19 protein-coding genes, 1 tRNA gene and 1 riboswitch are annotated in these 19784 nt (G+C 33.9%); of the genes, 4 read left to right on the top strand and 16 right to left on the bottom strand.

Going from position 1 to position 19784, the window contains the following annotated elements; all coding sequences use genetic code 11:
* Positions 1-18 precede the first annotated feature (18 nt).
* From G581_RS11535 to G581_RS0103125, 3 genes are read left to right on the top strand one after another with little or no spacing between them, the layout of a single operon-like run.
* Positions 19-1602 (top strand): methyl-accepting chemotaxis protein, encoded by a 1584-nt coding sequence (locus G581_RS11535; protein ID WP_051178766.1) that lies wholly within the window; start codon positions 19-21, stop codon positions 1600-1602.
* 13 nt (positions 1603-1615) lie between these two features.
* A complete protein-coding gene (locus G581_RS0103130) occupies positions 1616-3061 on the top strand; it encodes a complex I subunit 4 family protein (RefSeq protein ID WP_028844567.1) in 1446 nt (481 codons plus the stop codon).
* Entirely contained in the window at positions 3058-4416 is a 1359-nt protein-coding gene (locus G581_RS0103125) for an NADH-quinone oxidoreductase subunit N (RefSeq protein WP_028844566.1), read from the top strand. The genes G581_RS0103130 and G581_RS0103125 overlap by 4 nt, the downstream gene beginning before the upstream one ends.
* A 174-nt stretch (positions 4417-4590) precedes the next feature.
* Here G581_RS0103125 and G581_RS11530 read toward each other — a convergent pair whose 3' ends face one another.
* From G581_RS11530 to G581_RS12025, 14 genes are all read right to left on the bottom strand, one after another.
* A complete protein-coding gene (locus tag G581_RS11530; protein ID WP_028844565.1) occupies positions 4591-5271 on the bottom strand; it encodes an energy-coupling factor transporter transmembrane component T family protein in 681 nt (226 codons plus the stop codon).
* A 2-nt stretch (positions 5272-5273) separates the two neighbouring features.
* A complete protein-coding gene (locus tag G581_RS0103115; protein ID WP_028844564.1) occupies positions 5274-5528 on the bottom strand; it encodes a hypothetical protein in 255 nt (84 codons plus the stop codon).
* Entirely contained in the window at positions 5525-6190 is a 666-nt protein-coding gene (locus G581_RS10410; protein WP_038064889.1) for an energy-coupling factor ABC transporter permease, read from the bottom strand. Before G581_RS10410 ends, G581_RS0103115 begins: the two co-directional genes overlap by 4 nt.
* Position 6191: 1 nt before the next feature.
* Positions 6192-7151, bottom strand: coding sequence for a precorrin-8X methylmutase (locus G581_RS12140; RefSeq protein ID WP_051178763.1), 960 nt, complete (start codon positions 7149-7151; stop codon positions 6192-6194).
* 25 nt (positions 7152-7176) lie between these two features.
* Positions 7177-8454, bottom strand: coding sequence for a cobyrinic acid a,c-diamide synthase CobB (locus tag G581_RS0103100; protein WP_028844562.1), 1278 nt, complete (start codon positions 8452-8454; stop codon positions 7177-7179).
* Positions 8436-9482, bottom strand: coding sequence for a threonine-phosphate decarboxylase CobD (gene cobD, locus G581_RS0103095; protein ID WP_028844561.1), 1047 nt, complete (start codon positions 9480-9482; stop codon positions 8436-8438). The genes G581_RS0103100 and cobD overlap by 19 nt, the downstream gene beginning before the upstream one ends.
* Entirely contained in the window at positions 9479-10471 is a 993-nt protein-coding gene (cbiB, locus tag G581_RS0103090; RefSeq protein ID WP_038064887.1) for an adenosylcobinamide-phosphate synthase CbiB, read from the bottom strand. The genes cobD and cbiB overlap by 4 nt, the downstream gene beginning before the upstream one ends.
* Positions 10468-11952 (bottom strand): cobyric acid synthase, encoded by a 1485-nt coding sequence (locus G581_RS0103085; RefSeq protein WP_028844559.1) that lies wholly within the window; start codon positions 11950-11952, stop codon positions 10468-10470. Before G581_RS0103085 ends, cbiB begins: the two co-directional genes overlap by 4 nt.
* A gap of 1 nt (position 11953) precedes the next feature.
* Positions 11954-12739, bottom strand: a complete 786-nt coding sequence (cobS, locus tag G581_RS0103080; protein ID WP_083962581.1) for an adenosylcobinamide-GDP ribazoletransferase — start codon at positions 12737-12739, stop codon at positions 11954-11956.
* A gap of 11 nt (positions 12740-12750) precedes the next feature.
* Positions 12751-13845 carry a nicotinate-nucleotide--dimethylbenzimidazole phosphoribosyltransferase gene (gene cobT / locus G581_RS0103075; RefSeq protein ID WP_051178761.1) on the bottom strand — a complete coding sequence of 365 codons (1095 nt, stop codon included), beginning with the start codon at positions 13843-13845 and terminating at the stop codon, positions 12751-12753.
* A gap of 31 nt (positions 13846-13876) precedes the next feature.
* A riboswitch (cobalamin riboswitch) is annotated at positions 13877-14044 on the bottom strand.
* A 266-nt stretch (positions 14045-14310) separates the two neighbouring features.
* Positions 14311-16839 (bottom strand): leucine--tRNA ligase, encoded by a 2529-nt coding sequence (gene leuS, locus G581_RS0103065; RefSeq protein WP_028844556.1) that lies wholly within the window; start codon positions 16837-16839, stop codon positions 14311-14313.
* 55 nt (positions 16840-16894) lie between these two features.
* Complete coding sequence (locus G581_RS0103060) at positions 16895-17614, bottom strand: cytochrome c biogenesis CcdA family protein (protein ID WP_028844555.1); 720 nt, start codon at positions 17612-17614, stop codon at positions 16895-16897.
* Positions 17611-18093: a MogA/MoaB family molybdenum cofactor biosynthesis protein gene (locus G581_RS12030; RefSeq protein WP_028844554.1), complete on the bottom strand. Its 483-nt coding sequence runs from the start codon at positions 18091-18093 to the stop codon at positions 17611-17613. Before G581_RS12030 ends, G581_RS0103060 begins: the two co-directional genes overlap by 4 nt.
* On the bottom strand, positions 18090-18521 hold the full coding sequence (locus G581_RS12025; protein ID WP_028844553.1) for an MOSC domain-containing protein: 432 nt from the start codon (positions 18519-18521) through the stop codon (positions 18090-18092). Before G581_RS12025 ends, G581_RS12030 begins: the two co-directional genes overlap by 4 nt.
* A 130-nt stretch (positions 18522-18651) precedes the next feature.
* Here G581_RS12025 and G581_RS0103045 point away from each other — a divergent pair, with 130 nt between their 5' ends.
* Positions 18652-19146, top strand: a complete 495-nt coding sequence (locus G581_RS0103045) for a ribonuclease H-like YkuK family protein (protein WP_028844552.1) — start codon at positions 18652-18654, stop codon at positions 19144-19146.
* A gap of 1 nt (position 19147) precedes the next feature.
* Here the strand turns inward: G581_RS0103045 and G581_RS0103040 are convergent.
* Positions 19148-19219, bottom strand: a tRNA-Thr gene (locus G581_RS0103040).
* Positions 19220-19747 carry a macro domain-containing protein gene (locus G581_RS0103035; protein ID WP_028844551.1) on the bottom strand — a complete coding sequence of 176 codons (528 nt, stop codon included), beginning with the start codon at positions 19745-19747 and terminating at the stop codon, positions 19220-19222.
* Between the last annotated feature and the right edge of the window lie 37 nt (positions 19748-19784).

The following is a 19784-nucleotide window of genomic DNA, read 5'->3' as shown; positions in this document are numbered from 1 at the left end:
TAATTGGAGGGATAAAAGATGAATATAAAAAGACTGCTGCAAGTTATTAACCTGGTGATTTTAGTTGTTCTTTTAGGGCTTTTTGCGCTGTCATATTTTAATGAAAAAGGTTTTCAGGATAAAATCGAAAAACTTACGAAGCAACACCTAATGTTACTTATATCTTTGAATGATATGTATGCGCAGGGGCTACAAACAGAACAGGCAACCAGAAATATTATCATTAATTCAAAAGATGACCAGGCAAAGAAAAACTATCAAAAAGCGCATCAAGATTTTATGAAATCAAATGATGAGGCAATCAGACTTTCTTCTGGTGAGATGAAAGAACAGTTAAAAAAGGTTGCACAATTGTGGCAGCAGGGTCATGCAAAAAAAATGGAAATTCAGCAACTTGCAGAACAAGGGAAAAAAGAGGATGCGGTTCAGAAAATTATAGAGGAAACAAAACTGTGGAGAGAAATTAAGGATGTTATTTTAAAAGCACTTGAATCTCATAAAAAAGAATTTGAAAAAACAAATGAAGATGTTTCTGCAGTTAGAAAAAGGAATTCAATAATTTATTCAGCCTTAATTTTCATTTCATTGGCAGGGTTGAGTGCGTTGCTTTATTACTCTTATAAATCTTACGAAAAAAGTATGTCATCTGCTTTATCCTGTTTTACAAAACTGGAACAAGGTGATTTGAGAGAAGAAACATCAGAAAGCTGTGATTTAATCGGTGAAATATATAAAAGAATTATTGGAAGTTTGAAAGGAATCATTTTAAATATCAGAAATGTTGTTAAGAATACTAATAATATGGTGGTATCACTTTCAAATGAGACAGATAATTTAGAAAAGAGTTCAAAAGAACAGCTATCAAGAATTGACCACATGGCATCTGCCGCAACAGAGATATCACAAACCATTATTGATGTTGCAAAAAATGCAGCCAACGCATCTGATTCTGCTAAACAGGCAAATGAAACAGCTCAAAAAGGAAAGACTGCTGTCAAAAAAGCTGTTAATGCAATGCTTGATATAGCTAATTCAATTAAGTCTGCTGCTATCACAATTGAAGAACTTGGACAGGGTTCACAGGAAATTGGAGAAATAGTTCTGACAATTAAAGACATTGCAGATCAAACAAATCTCCTTGCTTTAAATGCAGCAATAGAAGCAGCCAGAGCAGGAGAACAGGGAAGGGGTTTTGCTGTGGTGGCTGATGAAGTGAGAAAACTTGCAGAGCGTACGGCAAAAGCAACAGGAGAAATTGCTGAAAAAATAAAAAATATTCAGGATAAATCTGAAGCCTCAGTGAGTGCTATGAATAGAAGCAGTTCTCAGGCTGAAGGAGGAGTTTCTCTTGCTCAGGATGCTATGCGAGCACTTGATGAGATTGTATCTGCTACAGAAAAAGCTATGGATATGATTCAGAGAATAGCTGTTGCTACTGAGGAACTTTCTGCAACTTCTGAAGAGATAGCACAGAATATGGAAACAATAAAAGACAGTATTGAAAACACGGTTAAAATGATAGAAGAAGTAAGAACTATAGCAAAGAAACTCAGTGAAGAAACTAAAAACCTTGATACAAGTGTTGAATGGTTCAAAGTTTAGTGGAGGCTAAAGGATGATTGAAATTTCAACTCTTCTTGTTTTAGTTCCGATTTTTGGAGCTATACTGATATGGAGTTTAAAGAAAGATAAGTTGAGCATTTTTATTGCTATTTCATCTGTTGTCCTGGTTTTAGTTATAGCTTTTATTGGCCATATTAATCTTGATCCCTTAGTTAAAGGTTTCCAATTTCAAGCTTCTTATAAATGGATACCTTCATGGAATGTTAATATTTCATTTGGACTTGACCATCTAAATTCGCCATTTGTGCTTCTTACAGCATTTATAACATTAATATCCATTTTACTGTCTGTTAAAACTGTTAAAAAAAATGTTTCATCTTATATGGCTATGTTTTTACTGTTTGAAGCAACTGTGCTTGGTTTCTTTTTATCAACAAATTTTCTTGTGTTTTTCTTTTTTTACGAAGCCATGCTAATTCCTGCAGTTTTACTCATTCATAGATGGGGTGGAAAGAATTCTTATTCAGCGTCTATGAAATTTCTGATTTATACCTTTGGTTTTAGTATATTTCTTTTCATTTCAATAATAGCTGTTTATGTGTATGCAGGAGGCTTTGATTTTGATAAGCTTTACTCTTTGAAACTAAGTTATCAGGCTAAATATCTCCTGTTTTTGGGCTTTTTTTTAGCTTTTGCAGTAAAGATTCCAGTCGTGCCACTTCATGGCTGGCTAAGGGATGCCTACTATGAATCTCCTATGCCAGTAACAATATTTTTATCGGCTGTGCTTGGGAAAATGGGCATTTATGGTCTTTTAAGAGTTACTCCTGCTTTTTCAGATATTTTAATCTCTGCAGGGCCTTGGATTTTGTTCTTATGTATTTTGTCATTTGTTTATGCTTCATTTCTTGCACTATCAGAAAGAGATATCAAAGCGATGTTTGCTTATATGAGTTTAAGTCATGTTGGAATTATTACTGCTGGTGCTTTTACAGGTAATATATATGGTTTTCAGGGCTCAATTTTACAGAGTATTAATCATGGCATCCTTGCTGCTGCTTTATTTTATATCGCTGATTTACTCAATAGACATACAGCATCTTTTGATGGAGAAAAATTTGGTGCATTATCAAAAAGAACTCCTGCTATGGTATTTTTTACCTTTGCCTGTATCCTTGCTATGGGAGGATTTCCAGGCCTTAACTACTTCAATGGCGAATTGATGCTTTTAAGTGGTATTTTTGCAAATAACACTATTATGGGATTTTTTGCAATTTTTGGTGTTGCATTAGGTGTTGTCTATCTTGCATGGTTTTTTTACAGAGTGTTTTTAAGAAAACCAGGAGGAAGCATGAGCGAGGAAGTGAAAGATTTAAAAGGGATAGATTTTTTAATTTTTATTGTGTTTTTCTTTATTTTCATTTATCTTGGATTAAATCCAAAGTTTATTATAGAAGCCCTGGAACCTTTAGTCAGTGTGGCAGGAGGTAAGGGATGAACCAGTATGTGGTTATAATGCCAGAATTAGTTACTCTTTTGTTAGGACTGTTTAGTTTTATTTGCGGTGTACTTAAAAGGCAAAGCAGAGTCGGGTACTTTCTTGGAATTTTAAGTTTTGTAACAGGTGCATTTATTTTGTTCTTTTTATTTTCTCAAACCAGATCATTTTTTGAATTGATTAGCATTGATCCAATTAGCAGTCTTTTCAGGATGCTTATTTTTATAGTGGGAATTGTGGTTCTTGTATTGTCCTACAATGACAATATTATAAAGACCGGCAGACAGGCAGAGTATGTTTTTCTTGTTATTTTAGCAGTTTTTGGTATGAATATGATGGTAATATCGAATGACTTACTGGTTTTATATCTTGCTCTTGAGACATTTTCCTTGAGCAGTTATGTTCTTGCAGGTTTTTATCGAGATGATAAAAAAAGTGTGGAAGCTGCAATGAAGTATTTCATGCTGGGAACTATTTCATCGATATTTTTACTTGCCTCAATAGCTTTCTTTTATGCTATTAGTGGAACCACATCGATTGATGCTTTTAAAACACTTGATGGAAATGATGTAAAATGGATTTTAAGTGTATTATTTTTGCTTTCAGCATTTGCTTTTAAACTAGCTCTTGTTCCTTTTCATGCATGGGCACCTGATGTTTATCAGGGATCTCCAACACCTATTACAGCATTTTTTTCTACAGCACCAAAGTTAGCTGTATTTGCAGCATTGTTAAGAATGTTTTTAAAAGGCATAGAACAGCTTGATGTTACAGGATTTGTAGTAATTGTTTCTGCTATGTCAATTATGCTGGGGAATTTTCTTGCCATGCGGCAGACAGATTTAAAAAGAATGTTTGCTTATTCTTCCATAGCTCATGCTGGCTATATTTTCATGGCATTTGTATTGATTGATCAATCACTTTTAAACTCTGTTATTCCATATTTAGTTGTTTATCTTTTTATGAACATTGGAGCTTTTGCTGTCATTATGAGTGTTAAAGGAGGAGAAAGTATTGTAAGTTATTATGGAATTGGCAGAAAAAGTCCTTTAATTGCATTCAGTATGACAGTAATTTTATTGTCCCTGACAGGTATTCCACCTACTGGCGGTTTCATAGTGAAATTCAATATATTTAAAAATGTTTTTGCCGCAGGATATGGAGGATTAGTGTTTCTCGGGCTTCTGATGAGTATTTTATCAGCCTTTTACTATCTGAGAATAGTTTTTTATATGTATAAAGACGGTTTATCTGAGATTCAAGAATACAGTTCTGCAAATCATTATATTGGATTTATTTCAGCAGCTTTTCTTTTAATAGCCGGTATTTTCCCTGAAATATTGATCCCCCTCTGACCATCTCTCATACCCCCATCCTCCTTTGGGCTCGGAAGGGTTATCCTTTCGAGCCCATTATTTCTTCCATCACTTTTAAAATCTAACTGCTAAACTCAGTAAAGGATTGATGTAATTCTTCAATTATTTAAGTTCATAGGAATAACAGAAAAGGGAATAAAAAAACGATTAATATCAAAATATAAACCATAAAATTATTATCAGTGTCGTAGGGTAGCATGGTATGAGAGATTTAAAAGCAAACCCATTTTGCCTTCTGATAACCATTTCTCCTTCATATCCTCTTTGTCTCATAGCAATAAAACTTTGTTCAGCATGTCTTAAGGCATTTGAAATTAAAGACGCAGACAGAATTGAGACACTTTTAATCATTTTCCAAAATCCTGTATATCCAAGTCTCTGTTTTTGAGCATTGTAAATTCTTTCTGCCTCATCTTGTAGAATAAAAATGAATCTTGCTGTAAGAAAAAGTATTTCAATAAAAGTTGAAGGTATTTTCAGAAATTTTAAGCCATGTAAAATTTCATAAAATGAAGTAAAGTAAAAAAATAGTGAAACAACTGATACAGACGCCATAATCTTTAAAAATATCTGAATACCGAGAAAGAAACCATCAATATAAAAATGAAATGGAAGCCCTGATTTGATTGCAACAACAACACATCCAATAAAAACAGGTTCAGTAACTCTCTTTATAAAGCTTTTAAAACTTATATCAAGCAGTAAAATAGTAAATCCACATAAAAAAATTATTAAACTGTTGAAAATAAAGCCCCTGTGGCTTAAAATCAGAGAAAGGATTACAATAAGAACCAATACATTAACTCTTCCATCACTTTCAAAATTATGTTTCATATTTAAGATTTTTTTGCGAATGAATCTTTAAGTTGTCTCCAGTAATATCCAGCAATAAAACCTCCAATTGCTGAAAAAAGAGCAAAACAAAAAAGTTCAATATCTCCTTCAAGTGGAATCAGAGGTTCCTTTACCTGTCTTCCTTTTTCAGATGCAAATTTTTCAATTACAGTCTCATCAACTCCATGCCACTTATTTTCAGCAAAGGCTGTTGAAAGTAATAAGATTATAGTGATAAAAATTATTAGAAGTTTCATATTTTTATCTCCTTTGCTACTGTTTTGTCAAGAATGTTCGTTTTCTTCATGAAGATAACAACAGATGCAGAAGTTATAAATCCTTCAATAATTCCAATTGGAAGCTGTGTGGGAATAAATGCAATCAATATTTTAAAAAATGTTTCAATAAAATCACTTTTTCCTGATAGAGAAAAAGCAAGCTGAAAAGAGGTCGTAGCATAGGTAACCCAGTCAGACATGATCCCAGCAATAAAGCCAGCTATTGAAATTTTAAATCCTAATTTTTTAAAAACCTTGAAACTGAAATATCCTGCAAATGAACCCATAATACCCATACTTACTATATTTGCTCCCAGTGTTGAAATTCCTCCATGTGCAAGAAATAGTGCTTGAAGTAAGAGCGCACATGCTGCCAGAACCGTACTTATAAAAGGACCAGCAAGAATTGCTGTTATGCCAGTTCCTGCTGGATGTGAGCAGGTTCCAGCAATTGGTACTGGAATTGGAATGCATGAAATAACAAAAACAGCTGCTGCAAGAAATGCAAGAAGAGCTTTATATCCGGGATTAACCTTGCTTCTGTCTTTAATTTTTTTAATTCCGTAACCAATAAAGGGTAAAGATAAGGCAAACCATGCCACGCATTCTTCAATTTTAAGAATTCCATCTGCAATATGCATCTTAAACCTCCTTTTTAATTTTTAAAAGAGAATTTACCACAGCTACAGTGGCTGCTGAACCTCCTTTTCTTGAAAGATTTGTTATGTATGGAAAGTCCTGTATGCTCAGTAGCATCTTTGCCTCAAGAGCTTTAACAAAACCAACCGGCATTCCAATTAGAAGTTTATCTTTTATTTTCTTTTCATTAAAAATCTCAATTGCTTTTATCAATGCTGTAGGAGAGTTCCCAACTGCAACAATTCCGATATTTTTCTCCTGATTCAAAGCCATTTGAATTGCTTTTTCGGTTTTCGTTGTTTCATACTCATTGATTCTGTCAAGGTAGCATACAATTTTTGATTTACCAATATATTTTTTTGATATTCCAGCTCTGACCATCTCCACATCAACCAGAATATCTTTTCCTGCTTTGAGCGCTTTAATGGCTGTGGGAACTGCTTCAGGATGAAATCTCATACTTTCTTTAAACTCAAAATCAGCAGTGGCATGTATGACTCTTTTGATTATATGTTTCAGGCTTGGAGGAATATTTTTAAGGTTTAACTCATTGTCAATTATTTCCATACTCTTTTCTTCAATTTCCTCTGCTTTAAATGGTTTGAGTTCATCAATTCTCTCTTTAACAATATCAATTAGCTTTTCATGAAGCCCGAGAGGTTTTGTATAAAGTATCTGCAAATCAGGATATTTTTTTCTGAAGTTTTCAATAATCATGGGAATATCTGAACCAACATGTGCTCCTGAAGACAAAAAAAGTGGATGAATTACAATTGTTTTTGCTTTTTCATTAATACAGTCCTGAATAGCCTGCTCAACTGAAGGATTTTCAAACTGAAGATACGCATATTTTATATCTTCAGATCGTTTTTTAAGGGTAATTGCGATTGCTCTTGCAAAACTTTCAAGATTATTAGCGTCTTTTCGGGGACTTCCATGTGCCACTATAATTATTTTTTCCAATTCTCACCTCCTGATAGTGTTAAAACTATGAGTTAATATTTGAGATAAAATGGACATAAGTTGCAAGACAGTTTCGAAATCTGTATCCTTCCTGCCATGTTCTTGCTTGATTGTCTTTAACAGTATAAAGCCTGTCTTTCCACTTATCATTTAGTATTTTTGAGTAGTGAAACTCATGTCCTCTGAAACGCATTCCCTTCAATCCAATAATTGCATTTTCATTCAGAAGTACTTCTCTATAACCAAGACACATTTTGTTCATATTGATTTCAAATGGGAAAATATCAATCATTTCATATTGTTTTGTATTAATTATTAAAGTTTTACATAAATAAATTAATCCACCGCATTCAGCATAAAGCTTTTTATTTTCATTGATCCATTTTTTTATCTCATTTTTCATTGATTGATTCTCTGACAATTCAGTTGCATAAAGTTCAGGATAGCCTCCTCCTATCCATATAAGGTCAGTATGATCTGGAATTTTACTATCTTTCAGAGGGCTGAAAAATGAGATTTTACAGCCAGCTTCTTTTAATGAATCTATAATGTGTGTATAGTAAAAGCAGAAAGCTTTATCATATGCAATTGCAATTGAAGAACAATCTTTAAAAATGTTAATTGAATTAGATTGTTTATATTCAAGCTTATATTCAGAGCGGAGTTTGAGTATTCTCTCCATATCAAAGTTTTTTTCTATCTCATATGCAAGGGTATCAAATATCTCATCTGTTATTGGATTTTCTTCAGCTGTAAAAAGACCAAGATGTCTTGATGGAATGTGAAAATCTTGTTTCATCAGATAACCAATTACTTCAGCTTTGCCCTTCAGGGCTCTAAGCATTCGTAATAAATGATTTTCCGATGATACACGATTAAGTACGATATATATGCTTAACCCATCTTTCTCGGTCAGCGCTTTATAACCTTGAATCAAAGCTTCGATTGATTCAGCCATTCCGTAAGTATCAACAACAAGAATAATTGGAAGTTTTAATTTTTTTGATAGATTGAAAGTTGAGAAATCTCCATCAAAAAGTCCCATAACTCCCTCTATAACATTAAAATCAGCAACAGTTGCATACTTTAAAAACCAGTAATCAATATTCATACTCCACATATCAAGATTAATAGATGCCTTTCCACACGCCATTCTGTGCAGCCCTGAATCTATAAAGTCAGGACCTGCCTTGAAAGGTTGAACATTAATTTTTCTGTTTTTAAGAGCTCTCAATACTCCGAGAGCAACAGTTGTTTTTCCACATCCACTGCAGGTGCCAGCAACTACAAAGCCTTTAACCATTTTTTTAACTCCCTGAAAAATAGTTCGTTCTGTTTTCTCGTTTTAATGGAAACTCTTATGAAATTTTCATCAACTCCATAAAAGTTTGAGCAATCTCTGATAAGAATTCCTTTATTTAAAATTTCTTCTGGAAATCCTTTTTTGGGAAGTTTAATAAAATAAAAATTCGCAGCTGATGGGAAATAGTTTAATGTCAACTTTTTTAAGGAATTTTCAAAAAATTGTTTCTCTTTTATAAAAAATTCATAACTCATATTTTTAAAATTTTCATCTTTGATAATTTCTTCTGCTGCACATTGAGCAATACTGTTTATACTCCATGGTTGTATGAATTTTTTTAGCTGTTCAATGATTTCATTACAAGCTGCAGCATAACCAAATCTCAATCCTGCAAGTCCATAAAATTTTGTAAGAGAGCGAAGTACCAGAAGATTTTTAATTTTTCCCACTTCGTGAATAACGGTTTCCTCAGGAGTAAAATCAATAAAAGCTTCATCTATAAGGAAAATTGTATCTTTTACGGTATCAGCAAGATTTAAAATGTTTTCTTTTTTTATTAGCCAGCCAGTTGGATTATTTGGATTACAGATAAATACAAGACTGTATTTTGTATTTTTTAACTTTTTCTCAGCTATTTTTATAACTTCATCCCTGTCGAGGCTAAAAATCCTGTCAATATTAGGAACATTATTAATTCTGCAGGCTCTTTCATACTCTAAAAATGTAGGTTCTAAAATTAATACATTCTGAGGATTTAGAGCTTTCACTGCAATATATATAAGCTCAATTGAGCCATTTCCACAGATAATGCTTTCAGATGGAATTCCATAAATGTCACATAGAATTTTCTTGAATGCTCTTGCTTCTGTATCAGGGTATCTATTTAGAAAATTAAAATTTTTAATAAGTTTTTTCTTTATTTTAAAAGGTAAGGGCAGGGGATTAACAGAAGAACTCATGTCTATGATGTCCTCAGAATTTTTGCCTATAAGCTCAGCAGCTGTATAAATATCTCCACCATGAATCATAGCAAGCTCCTGATTATCAGCGCTATAAAAAGGAATAGAAAACTGCTTAAAATAACAATATCAATGGTTGTTACAATAATATTGTTATTTATATTGATGCTGGATTCAACAATATTTGAATTTTCTCCAATATAAGGCTTTTCAACAAGAACGCCTCCATAGTAATTAGGACCACCAAGCTTTATTTTTAATGCACCAGCCATTGCTGCTTCAGGAATTCCACTGTTTGGACTTGTATGTTTTTTCCCATCGCGTAGCATAATCCTGAATGAATTTTTAGCTGTTGAAAAGCCTAGTAAAAAAAGAGAGCTTAAAACAATCATCAAACCTGATATTCTTGCAGGAATATAGTTAAAAAGGTCATCCATTTTTGCAGAAAACCATCCAAATTTTATATATTTATTGTTTTTATAGCCAACCATTGAATCAAGAGTGTTAACTGTTTTATAAAGAACAAGGAATGGAAATCCTCCCACAATAAAGTAAAACAGCGGTGCAATAACCGCATCAGATAGATTTTCAGCAAGACTTTCTACAACTGCTGTTTTTATTTTCCCCGCAGTCAGTGTTTCAGCATCTCTGCCAACAAGTGCACAGAGAGATTGTCTCGCTGATTTTAAATTACCAGTTATCAGGAGATCATTTATTCTACGAGCTTCGTTAATAAGTCCTCTTAATGCTATGAAGAGACTGCCTGTGAAAATAAGCAAGAAATAAGCTATAACAGAGAACAAACCAGAAATCCCTGTAAGTTTATCTAATAAATGAATGAAAATTGAAGCACTTAAAAATACAATGCCTGTTACTGTCAAAAAAAGTAAAACACCGGATAATTTCTCATTAGATAGTTTTTTCCTGAAAAATTTTTCTATTCTGTCAATAAGATTGCCAATCCATATTACAGGATGAAATCTTTTAGGATCACCAAATATAATGTCTATCAGGAATGCACTGGATATTATCCAGCTTTCAACATATAAAAATTTCATATTCCAATAAGTCTCCATATTCTTTCCATCGATAAAGAGCTTGCGATATTATCAGCAAGTTTTTCTATAAAATCTTCTTTTATCTTTTGCCATGAAAATATAAATTCAACGGGTTTTAATCCTTTTTTAACTCTGTGTTTATTTATAATCAGTCTTCTAAATGAGTCATTTTCAAAAATTCCATGAATATATGTGCCCCATATATTTTCCCTGGTTGCGCCATCAAAAATTGATTCTCCTGTGGCAAGCCTTTTAATGTGGAAAAGGTTAATTTCTCCGGATGTTTCTCCCATATGAATCTCATATCCCTTGATTGTTATTGAAGGTTTAGAGTTCACATATCCTTCAACCTGCGTTGTGATTTTGTAAGGATGAAATATCGTTTCCACTGGTAGTAACCCGATACCATCTATTTCTTTTAAAGAACTTTCAACTCTATGAGGGTCAATTAGTTTTTTGCCAAGCATTTGAAATCCACCACATATCCCGATTATTTCAGTCCTGTTTTTAGAGAGTTTTCTTAAAAGTTCATCAACTCCGAGTTCTTTAATCAATTTTAAATCCTCTATAGTTTTTTTAGAACCAGGAATGATGATTATATCAGCATTTAGTAAATCTTCTTTCCTTAGTGAATAAATCAGCTCAACATCTGGTTCAATCTTAAGGGGATCAAAATCACTGAAATTGGAAATATATCTCAATCTGAGAACAACAATTTTTATAGTACCTGTAAGCAAAGATATCTGGTTGTTAATTGAGCTTGTTAGTGAAAATCCATCTTCAGCAGATATTCCAGCATTTTTCAAATATGGTATTATACCAATGCATGGTTTATTTATAAGATTTTCAATCTCTTTAATTCCTGGAACAAGAATATCAAAATCTCCTCTGAATTTGTTAATTATAAAGCCTTTGATAAGGGTTTCATGGAACTTCAGCAGTTTTACAGTGCCATATATTGATGCGAATACTCCGCCTCTGTCTATATCTCCTACAATGATAACCGGAGCATTCAAATATTCTGCCACAGCCATGTTTACAATATCATGTTCTATTAGATTTATCTCAGCAGGGCTACCTGCACCTTCTATAATCAAAAGCTCATGTTTGGTTTTTAAATAATCCAGAGAATAGGTAACAGCTTTCCATAGTTTTTCTCTTTCAGAGTAATACTCCTTTGGCTTCATTGTTTTGTAAACTTTACCATGAACAATCACCTGTGAACCCTGTTCACCAGATGCTTTAAGAAGCACAGGATTCATATAAATATCAGGTTCAACTTTTGCTGCGAATGCCTGAATTGCCTGAGCAAGTCCAATTTCTCCTCCATCTTTAGTAATAAAACTTTGCAAACTCATATTTTGAGCCTTAAATGGAGCTACATTTATTCCATTTCTTCTCATAATTCTGCATAATGCAGTAACAATCAGGCTTTTCCCTGCATTTGAAGATGTTCCCTGTATCATCAAGGCTTTGGGCAATTTATCCTCCATGATAACACGATTTTAGAACTGTAAATATAAACAGTAAAATAATCTCTGAAACCTCAACTGTTGCTCCAAGATTATCACCTGTTAAGCCATTAAATTTTTTTTCAAAAAATCTTTTAAATTCTATTGACAGGATATAAAGAAAAATTATTAAAAATGGTAAAAAAATGAAATTATTTTTGATAGCAAAGTATACCGTCAGAAAAACGGGTAACATAGTAGATAAAATTAACTCTTTGACTGTTATTTTTCCTACAAATAATGCTCCAAGTCCTGTCTGTCTTGCAGGTTTTCCATGATACATCAGTGGAATTAATATCCATCTTGAAAGACAGAATGTGAGAATAAGAGGCATCAAAACCATCTGATTCTCTAACAGCTCCTTTATAAGTGCAAACTTAATAAGGATGTCCAGAACAACAACTGTTACTCCTCCAACTCCAACAGTACTGTCTTTCATTATTTGAAGTTTTTGCTCAATATCTTTTTCTCGATCTCCTGTTTCTTTAAAAAAAAGCGCATCAGCTGTATCTGAGAGTCCATCAATGTGAAATATTCCTCTGATTAAGAAGAGAAATAACAGACAAAGAATTGAAATAAGGGTAGGGGAGAAAACAGGCATTAAAACAAAAGCTAAAACGACACATAACGCTCCCTCCATTGCTCCAATTAATGGAAAAAAAATAACTGATTTATGAATCTCGTGGATATCAATTCCCCTGACTCTAAAAGGTAAAAGTGTTAAAAAAGACAATGCGGATAAAAACATTCTTGACATGAGCTTTATTCTTAATCTGCTTTAGCCTGACTGACTTCTGCTTCTTCAAATGTCGCCATTTCACGATAAATTTTCACACCAGCCTCTATGATTGTCATTGCAAGTGCTGCGCCTGTGCCTTCTCCAAGTCTTAAATTAAGATCAAACAATGGTTTTAAATCCATAAACTCAAGAATCCTTTTGTGCCCAACTTCAATAGAATTATGTGCTGCAAAGATATAATGTTTAACCAGAGGATTCAAGCAATATGCAATCAATGCACCTGCTGATGATATGAATCCATCAATGACAACAGGGACTTTAAGTGATGCACAGCCAAGAACAACACCAGCGCATGCTCCTATCTCAGGACCGCCAACTTTTGCAAGAACATCGACAGGGTTAGAAGGGTCTGGCTTATTTATTTCAATTGATTTTTTAATCACTTCAATTTTTCTTTTGAAGATTTTTTCATCAATACCTGTGCCTCTGCCTGTTACTTCTTCCACATTTGAACCAGTAAGAACAGCGGTTACAGCAGATGAAGGTGTTGTATTTCCAATGCCCATCTCTCCTGTAGCAAAAAGGTTATATCCTCTATCATGATACTCTATTACTAATTCTATCCCTGTTTTAATGCATTTAACCGCCTCTTCATAACTAAGAGCTGGAGATTTTGTCATATTCCTTGAACCTCTTACAACTTTTTTTGAAATTAAGCCATTAATTTTTTCAAAATCATAATCAGTGCCTATATCAATAACCACAACATCCGCTCCTGCATGTCTTGATAGAACATTAATTCCAGCGCCACCTCGTAAAAAATTAAAAACCATCTGTGCGGTAACTTCCTTTGGATATGCAGAAATGCCTTCTTCTGTAACTCCATGATCAGATGCAAAAACCAGCACAGCCTTTTTCTTAATCTCTGGCATAGAATTTTCATAGATTGCAACAAGTTGAACTGCTATTTCCTCAAGTCTTCCAAGACTTTTACGTGGTTTTGTGAGAGAATCAAGCCTTTGCCATGCAATTTTAAAAAACCTGTTTTTTAAAGGTTCAATTTTTAGATCAGAGATTTCTGAATAAGTTTTTGATGGACAGAATTGAAATTGTTCAGCTTTCATCTTATATCCCTCCCTCGGGGAATAGAGGATGTAAAACATCCCCAACTGAACAGGTCTTCCGGCTCAGGGCTCAAACCTACTTGCCCGCCTTCCCGGAGAAATTTCTCCAGTGGCATAATGGACTTTCGTTCCCTATACGGCTGCGGGGCAGCGGGGGGATCTCACCCCTCTTCCCTTGATTCAGTCAGAATCAGTATATAAAAATCATTTAAAATAAGTCAATTTCTCGGCATTCCTGATAGTGTCAAGAATTATGTGTAAATTCGGGAGTGTTCATAGTTTTGTGTCAGCCTGTATCTTTTGGTAATTTTAATACTCTTTGAAATCTATTTTCAAAAAATATAGATAATTGGGATAAAGTAAGTCTCCACTTTCCAATAGGCTGTGTCCCTTTATTATTGGGCATTCTGAATGCTCATATATAGTAACTTTAATAGACTACCTTCATTTGGTAGGCTGTTCAGTTCAGCTCTTTACGACTATATTTACAAGTTTACCTTTAACCGGTATTACTTTTAAAATTTCTTTATTATCGATCCATTGCTTAACTTTTTCATCATTAAGAGCAATTTTCACAATATCTTCATCACTAAGTCCTTGAGAAATCATAATTTTGGAACGAACCTTCCCATTTACCTGAACTACAAGTTCTATCATCTGCTCTTTGGCGAGTTCTTCATCATAGTCAGGCCATGGTTCATTTAGAATAAATCCCTTTTCTCCAATAGCTATCCAGAGTTCTTCTGCAATATGAGGAGCGAAAGGACTAAGAAGTATTAAAAAGTTTTTCATTGCAAACTTAAAAACACTGCGTTGTTGATCGTTTTCAGGCTCAAAACTATAAACCTCATTTATAAATTCCATTAGTCTTGCAATTGCTGTATTGAATTGATACTCTTTTTCTATATCCAGAGTTACTCTTTTTATTGTTCTGTGTGTCAGACTCAGCAGTTCATAGGCTATATAATCAGAAACAGATTTAGTAACTGGCATAGTTTCACAAAGCCATTTATAATTCTTATAGACAACAGCATAAACTCTTTTTAAAAACCTGTGTGCACCTTCAACACCTTGAGAACTCCATTCGAGGTCTTTTTCGGGTGGTGCTGCAAAAAGTGTAAACACTCTTACAGTATCAGTTCCATAAGTTTCTATCATCTCATCAGGGTCAACAATATTTTTCTTTGATTTTGACATCTTCTCAACTCTACCTTTGTGAACAGGTTTATCACAGTAAATGCATTTTTCATCTTTTACTTCCTTAGGAAATAACCAGTCATGTTCTGGACATCTGTAACTTTCCATGCATACCATTCCCTGTGTAAGAAGTCTGTCAAATGGTTCATCAAAATTAACAATTCCAAGGTCGCGAAGCACCTTTACAAAAAATCTTGCATAAAGAAGATGCAAAACAGCATGTTCAATACCACCAATATACTGGTCAACTGGCATCCAGTATTTTATTTTTTCTCTGTGAAATGCTTCTTCATCCTTAAGAGAGCAGTATCTTACAAAATACCATGATGAGTCAATAAATGTATCCATTGTGTCTGTTTCTCTTCTTGCATCTGCACCACATCGAGGACATTTAACTTTATAAAACTCATCAACATACTTCAGAGGAGACTCTCCCTTACCGGTAAGGCTGACATTTTCAGGCAAAATTACAGGTAAATCTTCTTCAGGGACAGGAACAATTCCACATTTATCACAATAAATTACAGGAATCGGGGTTCCCCAGTATCGCTGTCTTGATATGCCCCAGTCACGAAGCCTGTAATTAACTGTTTTTTTACCAAGTCTTTTTTCTTCAATATAATCTGAAACTGCCTTTTTTCCTTCCTTTGATGGAAGTCCTGAAAATGCTCCGGAATTAATCATTATTCCGTCTTCTTCATAAGCCTCTGTTAATGGTTCTGAGAGTTTTTTATTCTGTGGAATAATAACAGTCTTTATAGGAAGACCGTATTTAATTGCAAACTCAAAGTCCCTCTGGTCATGGGCTGGTACACTCATTATAGCACCTGTCCCATATTCCATTAATACAAAGTTAGCAATCCATACAGGAAGTTTTTCTCCATTAATGGGATTTAATGCGTATTTCCCAGTAAAAATACCTTCTTTAATTTCAGGTTCACGTTGAAGTAGTTTAATTTTTTTTAATGCTTCTTTATCGTCACAGAGAGTTTCAGCTAATGGATGATCTGGAGCGATACACATGAATGTTACACCAAAAATTGTGTCTGGTCTAGTTGTAAATATTCTCAATCTGGCATTCATTCCTTCAATTGGAAAATCAACCTCAACTCCCTCACTCTTTCCTATCCAGTTACGCTGCATTGTAAGAACTCTTTCAGGCCAGCTTGTGAGTCTATCGCAATAATCAAGAAGTTCATCAGCATATTCTGTTATTTTCAAAAACCATTGTTCCAGTTCCTTTTGTTCAACCTGTGTTTCACATCTCCAGCAGGCTCCGTCAATAACCTGTTCATTTGCAAGTACAGTTCCACATGATGGACACCAATTAACAGAGGATGATTTTTTATATGCAAGCCCTTTTTCATAAAGTTTTAAAAATATCCACTGATTCCATTTATAGTAGTCCGGCGAACATGTTGTAACCTCACGCCTCCAGTCATATGTCAGTCCAAGTCGCATAAGCTGTTTTTTCATGTAATCTATATTTTCATATGTCCATTTTGCAGGATGGACTCCATGTTTTATTGCAGCATTTTCTGCAGGTAATCCAAAAGCATCCCATCCCATTGGATGAAGGACACTGAAGCCCTTCATCCTTTTATATCTTGCAATTACATCTCCAATAGCATAGTTACGTACATGTCCTATGTGAATTTTTCCTGATGGATAAGGAAACATTTCAAGACAGTAAAACTTTTGTTTTGTGGATTGTTCATTTACGTCAAAAAGTCGGTTTTTATGCCATATTTTCTGCCATTTTTTTTCTATTTCCTTAAAATCATAATTCTGTTCCATTATTCCTCCGCAAAACTGTAATTTGCATAATTATATAGAGAAAAAGTCTAAAAATTCAAACTATTGAAGTGCCTGAAATCATTAACAAGCCTGAAATTATCAGGCAAAATCCGATAATATAATTTATCAATTGAAAAAATTTCATAAACCTTCTAAGATATCGCATTACTGAATCAATCAATAAAGATGCAATCAAAAAAGGAATTGCAATACCAAGTGAATACATTCCAAGCATTTTTAATCCTTCAAGAACATTTCCGCTCATACTTGAATAAATAAGAATACTTCCAAGTATTGGACCAATACAGGGTGACCATCCAGCAGCAAAGCCAACTCCTATGAGAAATGCTCCAACAGGCGTACCAAATCTCTGTAGTTTTATATTCAACCTGAACTCTCTCATAAAAAAACCAGATTTTATAAGTCCTATAAGCAATAATCCAAATAAAACCAAAAATATTCCTCCAATAATTCTGAGATAATTCTGATACTCAAAAAAAATAGTTCCAATAATGGAACTTCCTGCACCTAAAGCAAGGTAAACTACGGAAAACCCGGCAATAAATATCAGAGTATATCCCAGAATATGACGCTTTGATTTTGTTGATTTTTTTGGAAGTTCTATTACGGAAGAGTTTTTTTGAGTTTGATTTATTTCAGCAATTGAAAGCCCTGAAAATAATGAAACATAAACAGGAAGCAGAGGAAGAATACATGGAGAAAAAAAACTTAAAACTCCACCAATAAATGACGCTGTTAGCGAAATTTCATTCATCTACCACACTCAGAAGGATCTCCCTTGAGTTTATCAATTGCATGTGGCAGTGCATCAATTATAACTTCCAGCGATTCCCTAACAGCTGTTGGACTCCCTGGAAGATTTATTATTAAACTTTTTCCTCTAATTCCAGCAATTGCCCTTGAAAGAATCGCTGTCTTAGTTTTTTTATATCCTTCCCATCGCATTGCCTCAGTGATACCGTGAACTTCCTTTTCAATAATCTCGCTTGTTGCATCAGGTGTAACATCTCTTGGGTGTAACCCTGTGCCACCATTTGTTAAAATTAAGTCTGCTTTAGTTGTAGCCTCAAGGATAGTCTGTTTTATTAAATCCTTCTCATCGGGAATAATTTGATAGAAAACAACCTGAGCCCATGAAGAAACCATTTCTTCAATAACTTTTCCGCTCAGATCCTCTCTTTCTCCTTTAGACCCTTTGTCAGATACGGTAATAATAGCAACTTTATATTTCATAGCTTAATTATATAATCTCCAATCTTAATTTTTCCACCTTTTAAAACTCTGGCAAAAACCCCTTCTCTTGGCATAATACAGTCTCCAACAACTTTAAAAATTTCGCATTTACTGTGGCATCTTTTTCCATGCTGTGTTATTTCTAATATAACTTCTCCAATCTGAAGTTTTGTTCCTAATGGAATTTTTAATAGGTCAATCCCTTCTGTTGTAATGTTTTCAGCAAAGTCCCCATAATTAAGATTAAGACCTTTGTCTTTCATCTTCTTTATGCTCTCATGAGATAGGAGACTTATCTGTCTATGCCAGTGAGAGCCAGCGTGAGCATCTCCGTCAATTCCATAATTTTCAAAAACCATGGCTTCACTTACCGGTTTTTTGGTTGTACCTTTTTCATCACTAATATTTATTGAAATAATCTTACCCATAAGTCACCTCTAATTTTTATTATTTACTATTAAATATAATTATACCATTAAAACTTCTTGACTTTTTAGTAATTTTATATGTTAATGTTAGTTGATTGAAAAATTCGCAGATTTTGAATTTAGGGATTAAATGGAAATTGATTCGTTAAAAAAGACTTTTTTTGTCAGTCCAACCTTTGGTTCGATAACATTTCAGCAAGTTTTTGAAAAAATAATAGAATTCGTCAAGGAAGAGCCAACTAAAAACTATAGCTTAATAGTAGGAAGTGACTCTTTTCCAGGAGAGGAAACAGTTTTTGTAACAGCAATAATAATTCATCGTAAAGGTTCAGGCGGAAGATATTTTTACAGAAAAATCAAATATGAAAAAATGAATAATTTAAAATTGAGGATTTTTACTGAAGCCTCATTGAGTTTGGAAATTGCAGAGGCTCTGAAGAAAAAACTATCAGAAAATGGAGTTTCACGATTACCTGTTGAGATTCATATCGATGTTGGTAAAAATGGAGCAACCAGGATTTTGGTAAAAGAAGTTATCAAAATGATTGTTGGTTCTGGATACATTGCTGTAACAAAACCTGATTCTTTTGGTGCAACAAAGGTAGCAGACCGTCATACAAATTAAAAGCCGGGAATGGGATTTGAACCCACGACCGGTCGATTACGAATCGACTGCTCTACCGCTGAGCTATCCCGGCTCATTTTATTTTATCAAACTCTTGCTTAAAGTATCGATAAGTTTCTTCATCAAAAAGACAGAATTCTACTGTTTCAATTGATGTAGCATTATTCAGATATTCAATAACGCTGTTAAGAAGAACTCTAGCAACCATATATTTAGGACATCCATATATTCCAGAGCTTATTGCCGGAAATGAGATGCTTTTTAACTGCTTTTCATTGGCAATTTTAAGACTATTTAAAACAGCATTTTTAAGCTTCTCTTCCTCATTTCCTTCTCCCCATATTGGACCAACTGCATGAATAACATATTTTGCTTTTAAAGAACCAGCAGTTGTAATTGCTGCGGAGCCTGTAGGAACAAAGCCAATTTTATCACTTTCTTCCTGTATAATCTTTCCTCCTTTTCGGACAATAGCCCCAGCAACACCGCCACTGTGCTTTAAATGGTTGTTAGCTGCATTCACAATAGCATCACTATCCCTATCTGTGATATCTCCAATCATTATTCTAATAGTCTTCCCATTTATTATTTTTTCTTCCATCTGGTTCTCCTTTTAAAAAGGGTTCTCAAAATATCTT

The organism is Thermodesulfovibrio thiophilus DSM 17215 (assembly GCF_000423865.1).
In the GTDB taxonomy this organism is placed as follows: domain Bacteria; phylum Nitrospirota; class Thermodesulfovibrionia; order Thermodesulfovibrionales; family Thermodesulfovibrionaceae; genus Thermodesulfovibrio; species Thermodesulfovibrio thiophilus.
The sequence above is the reverse complement of the archived record's forward strand: the minus strand, read 5'-3'. Positions and strand labels throughout refer to the sequence as shown.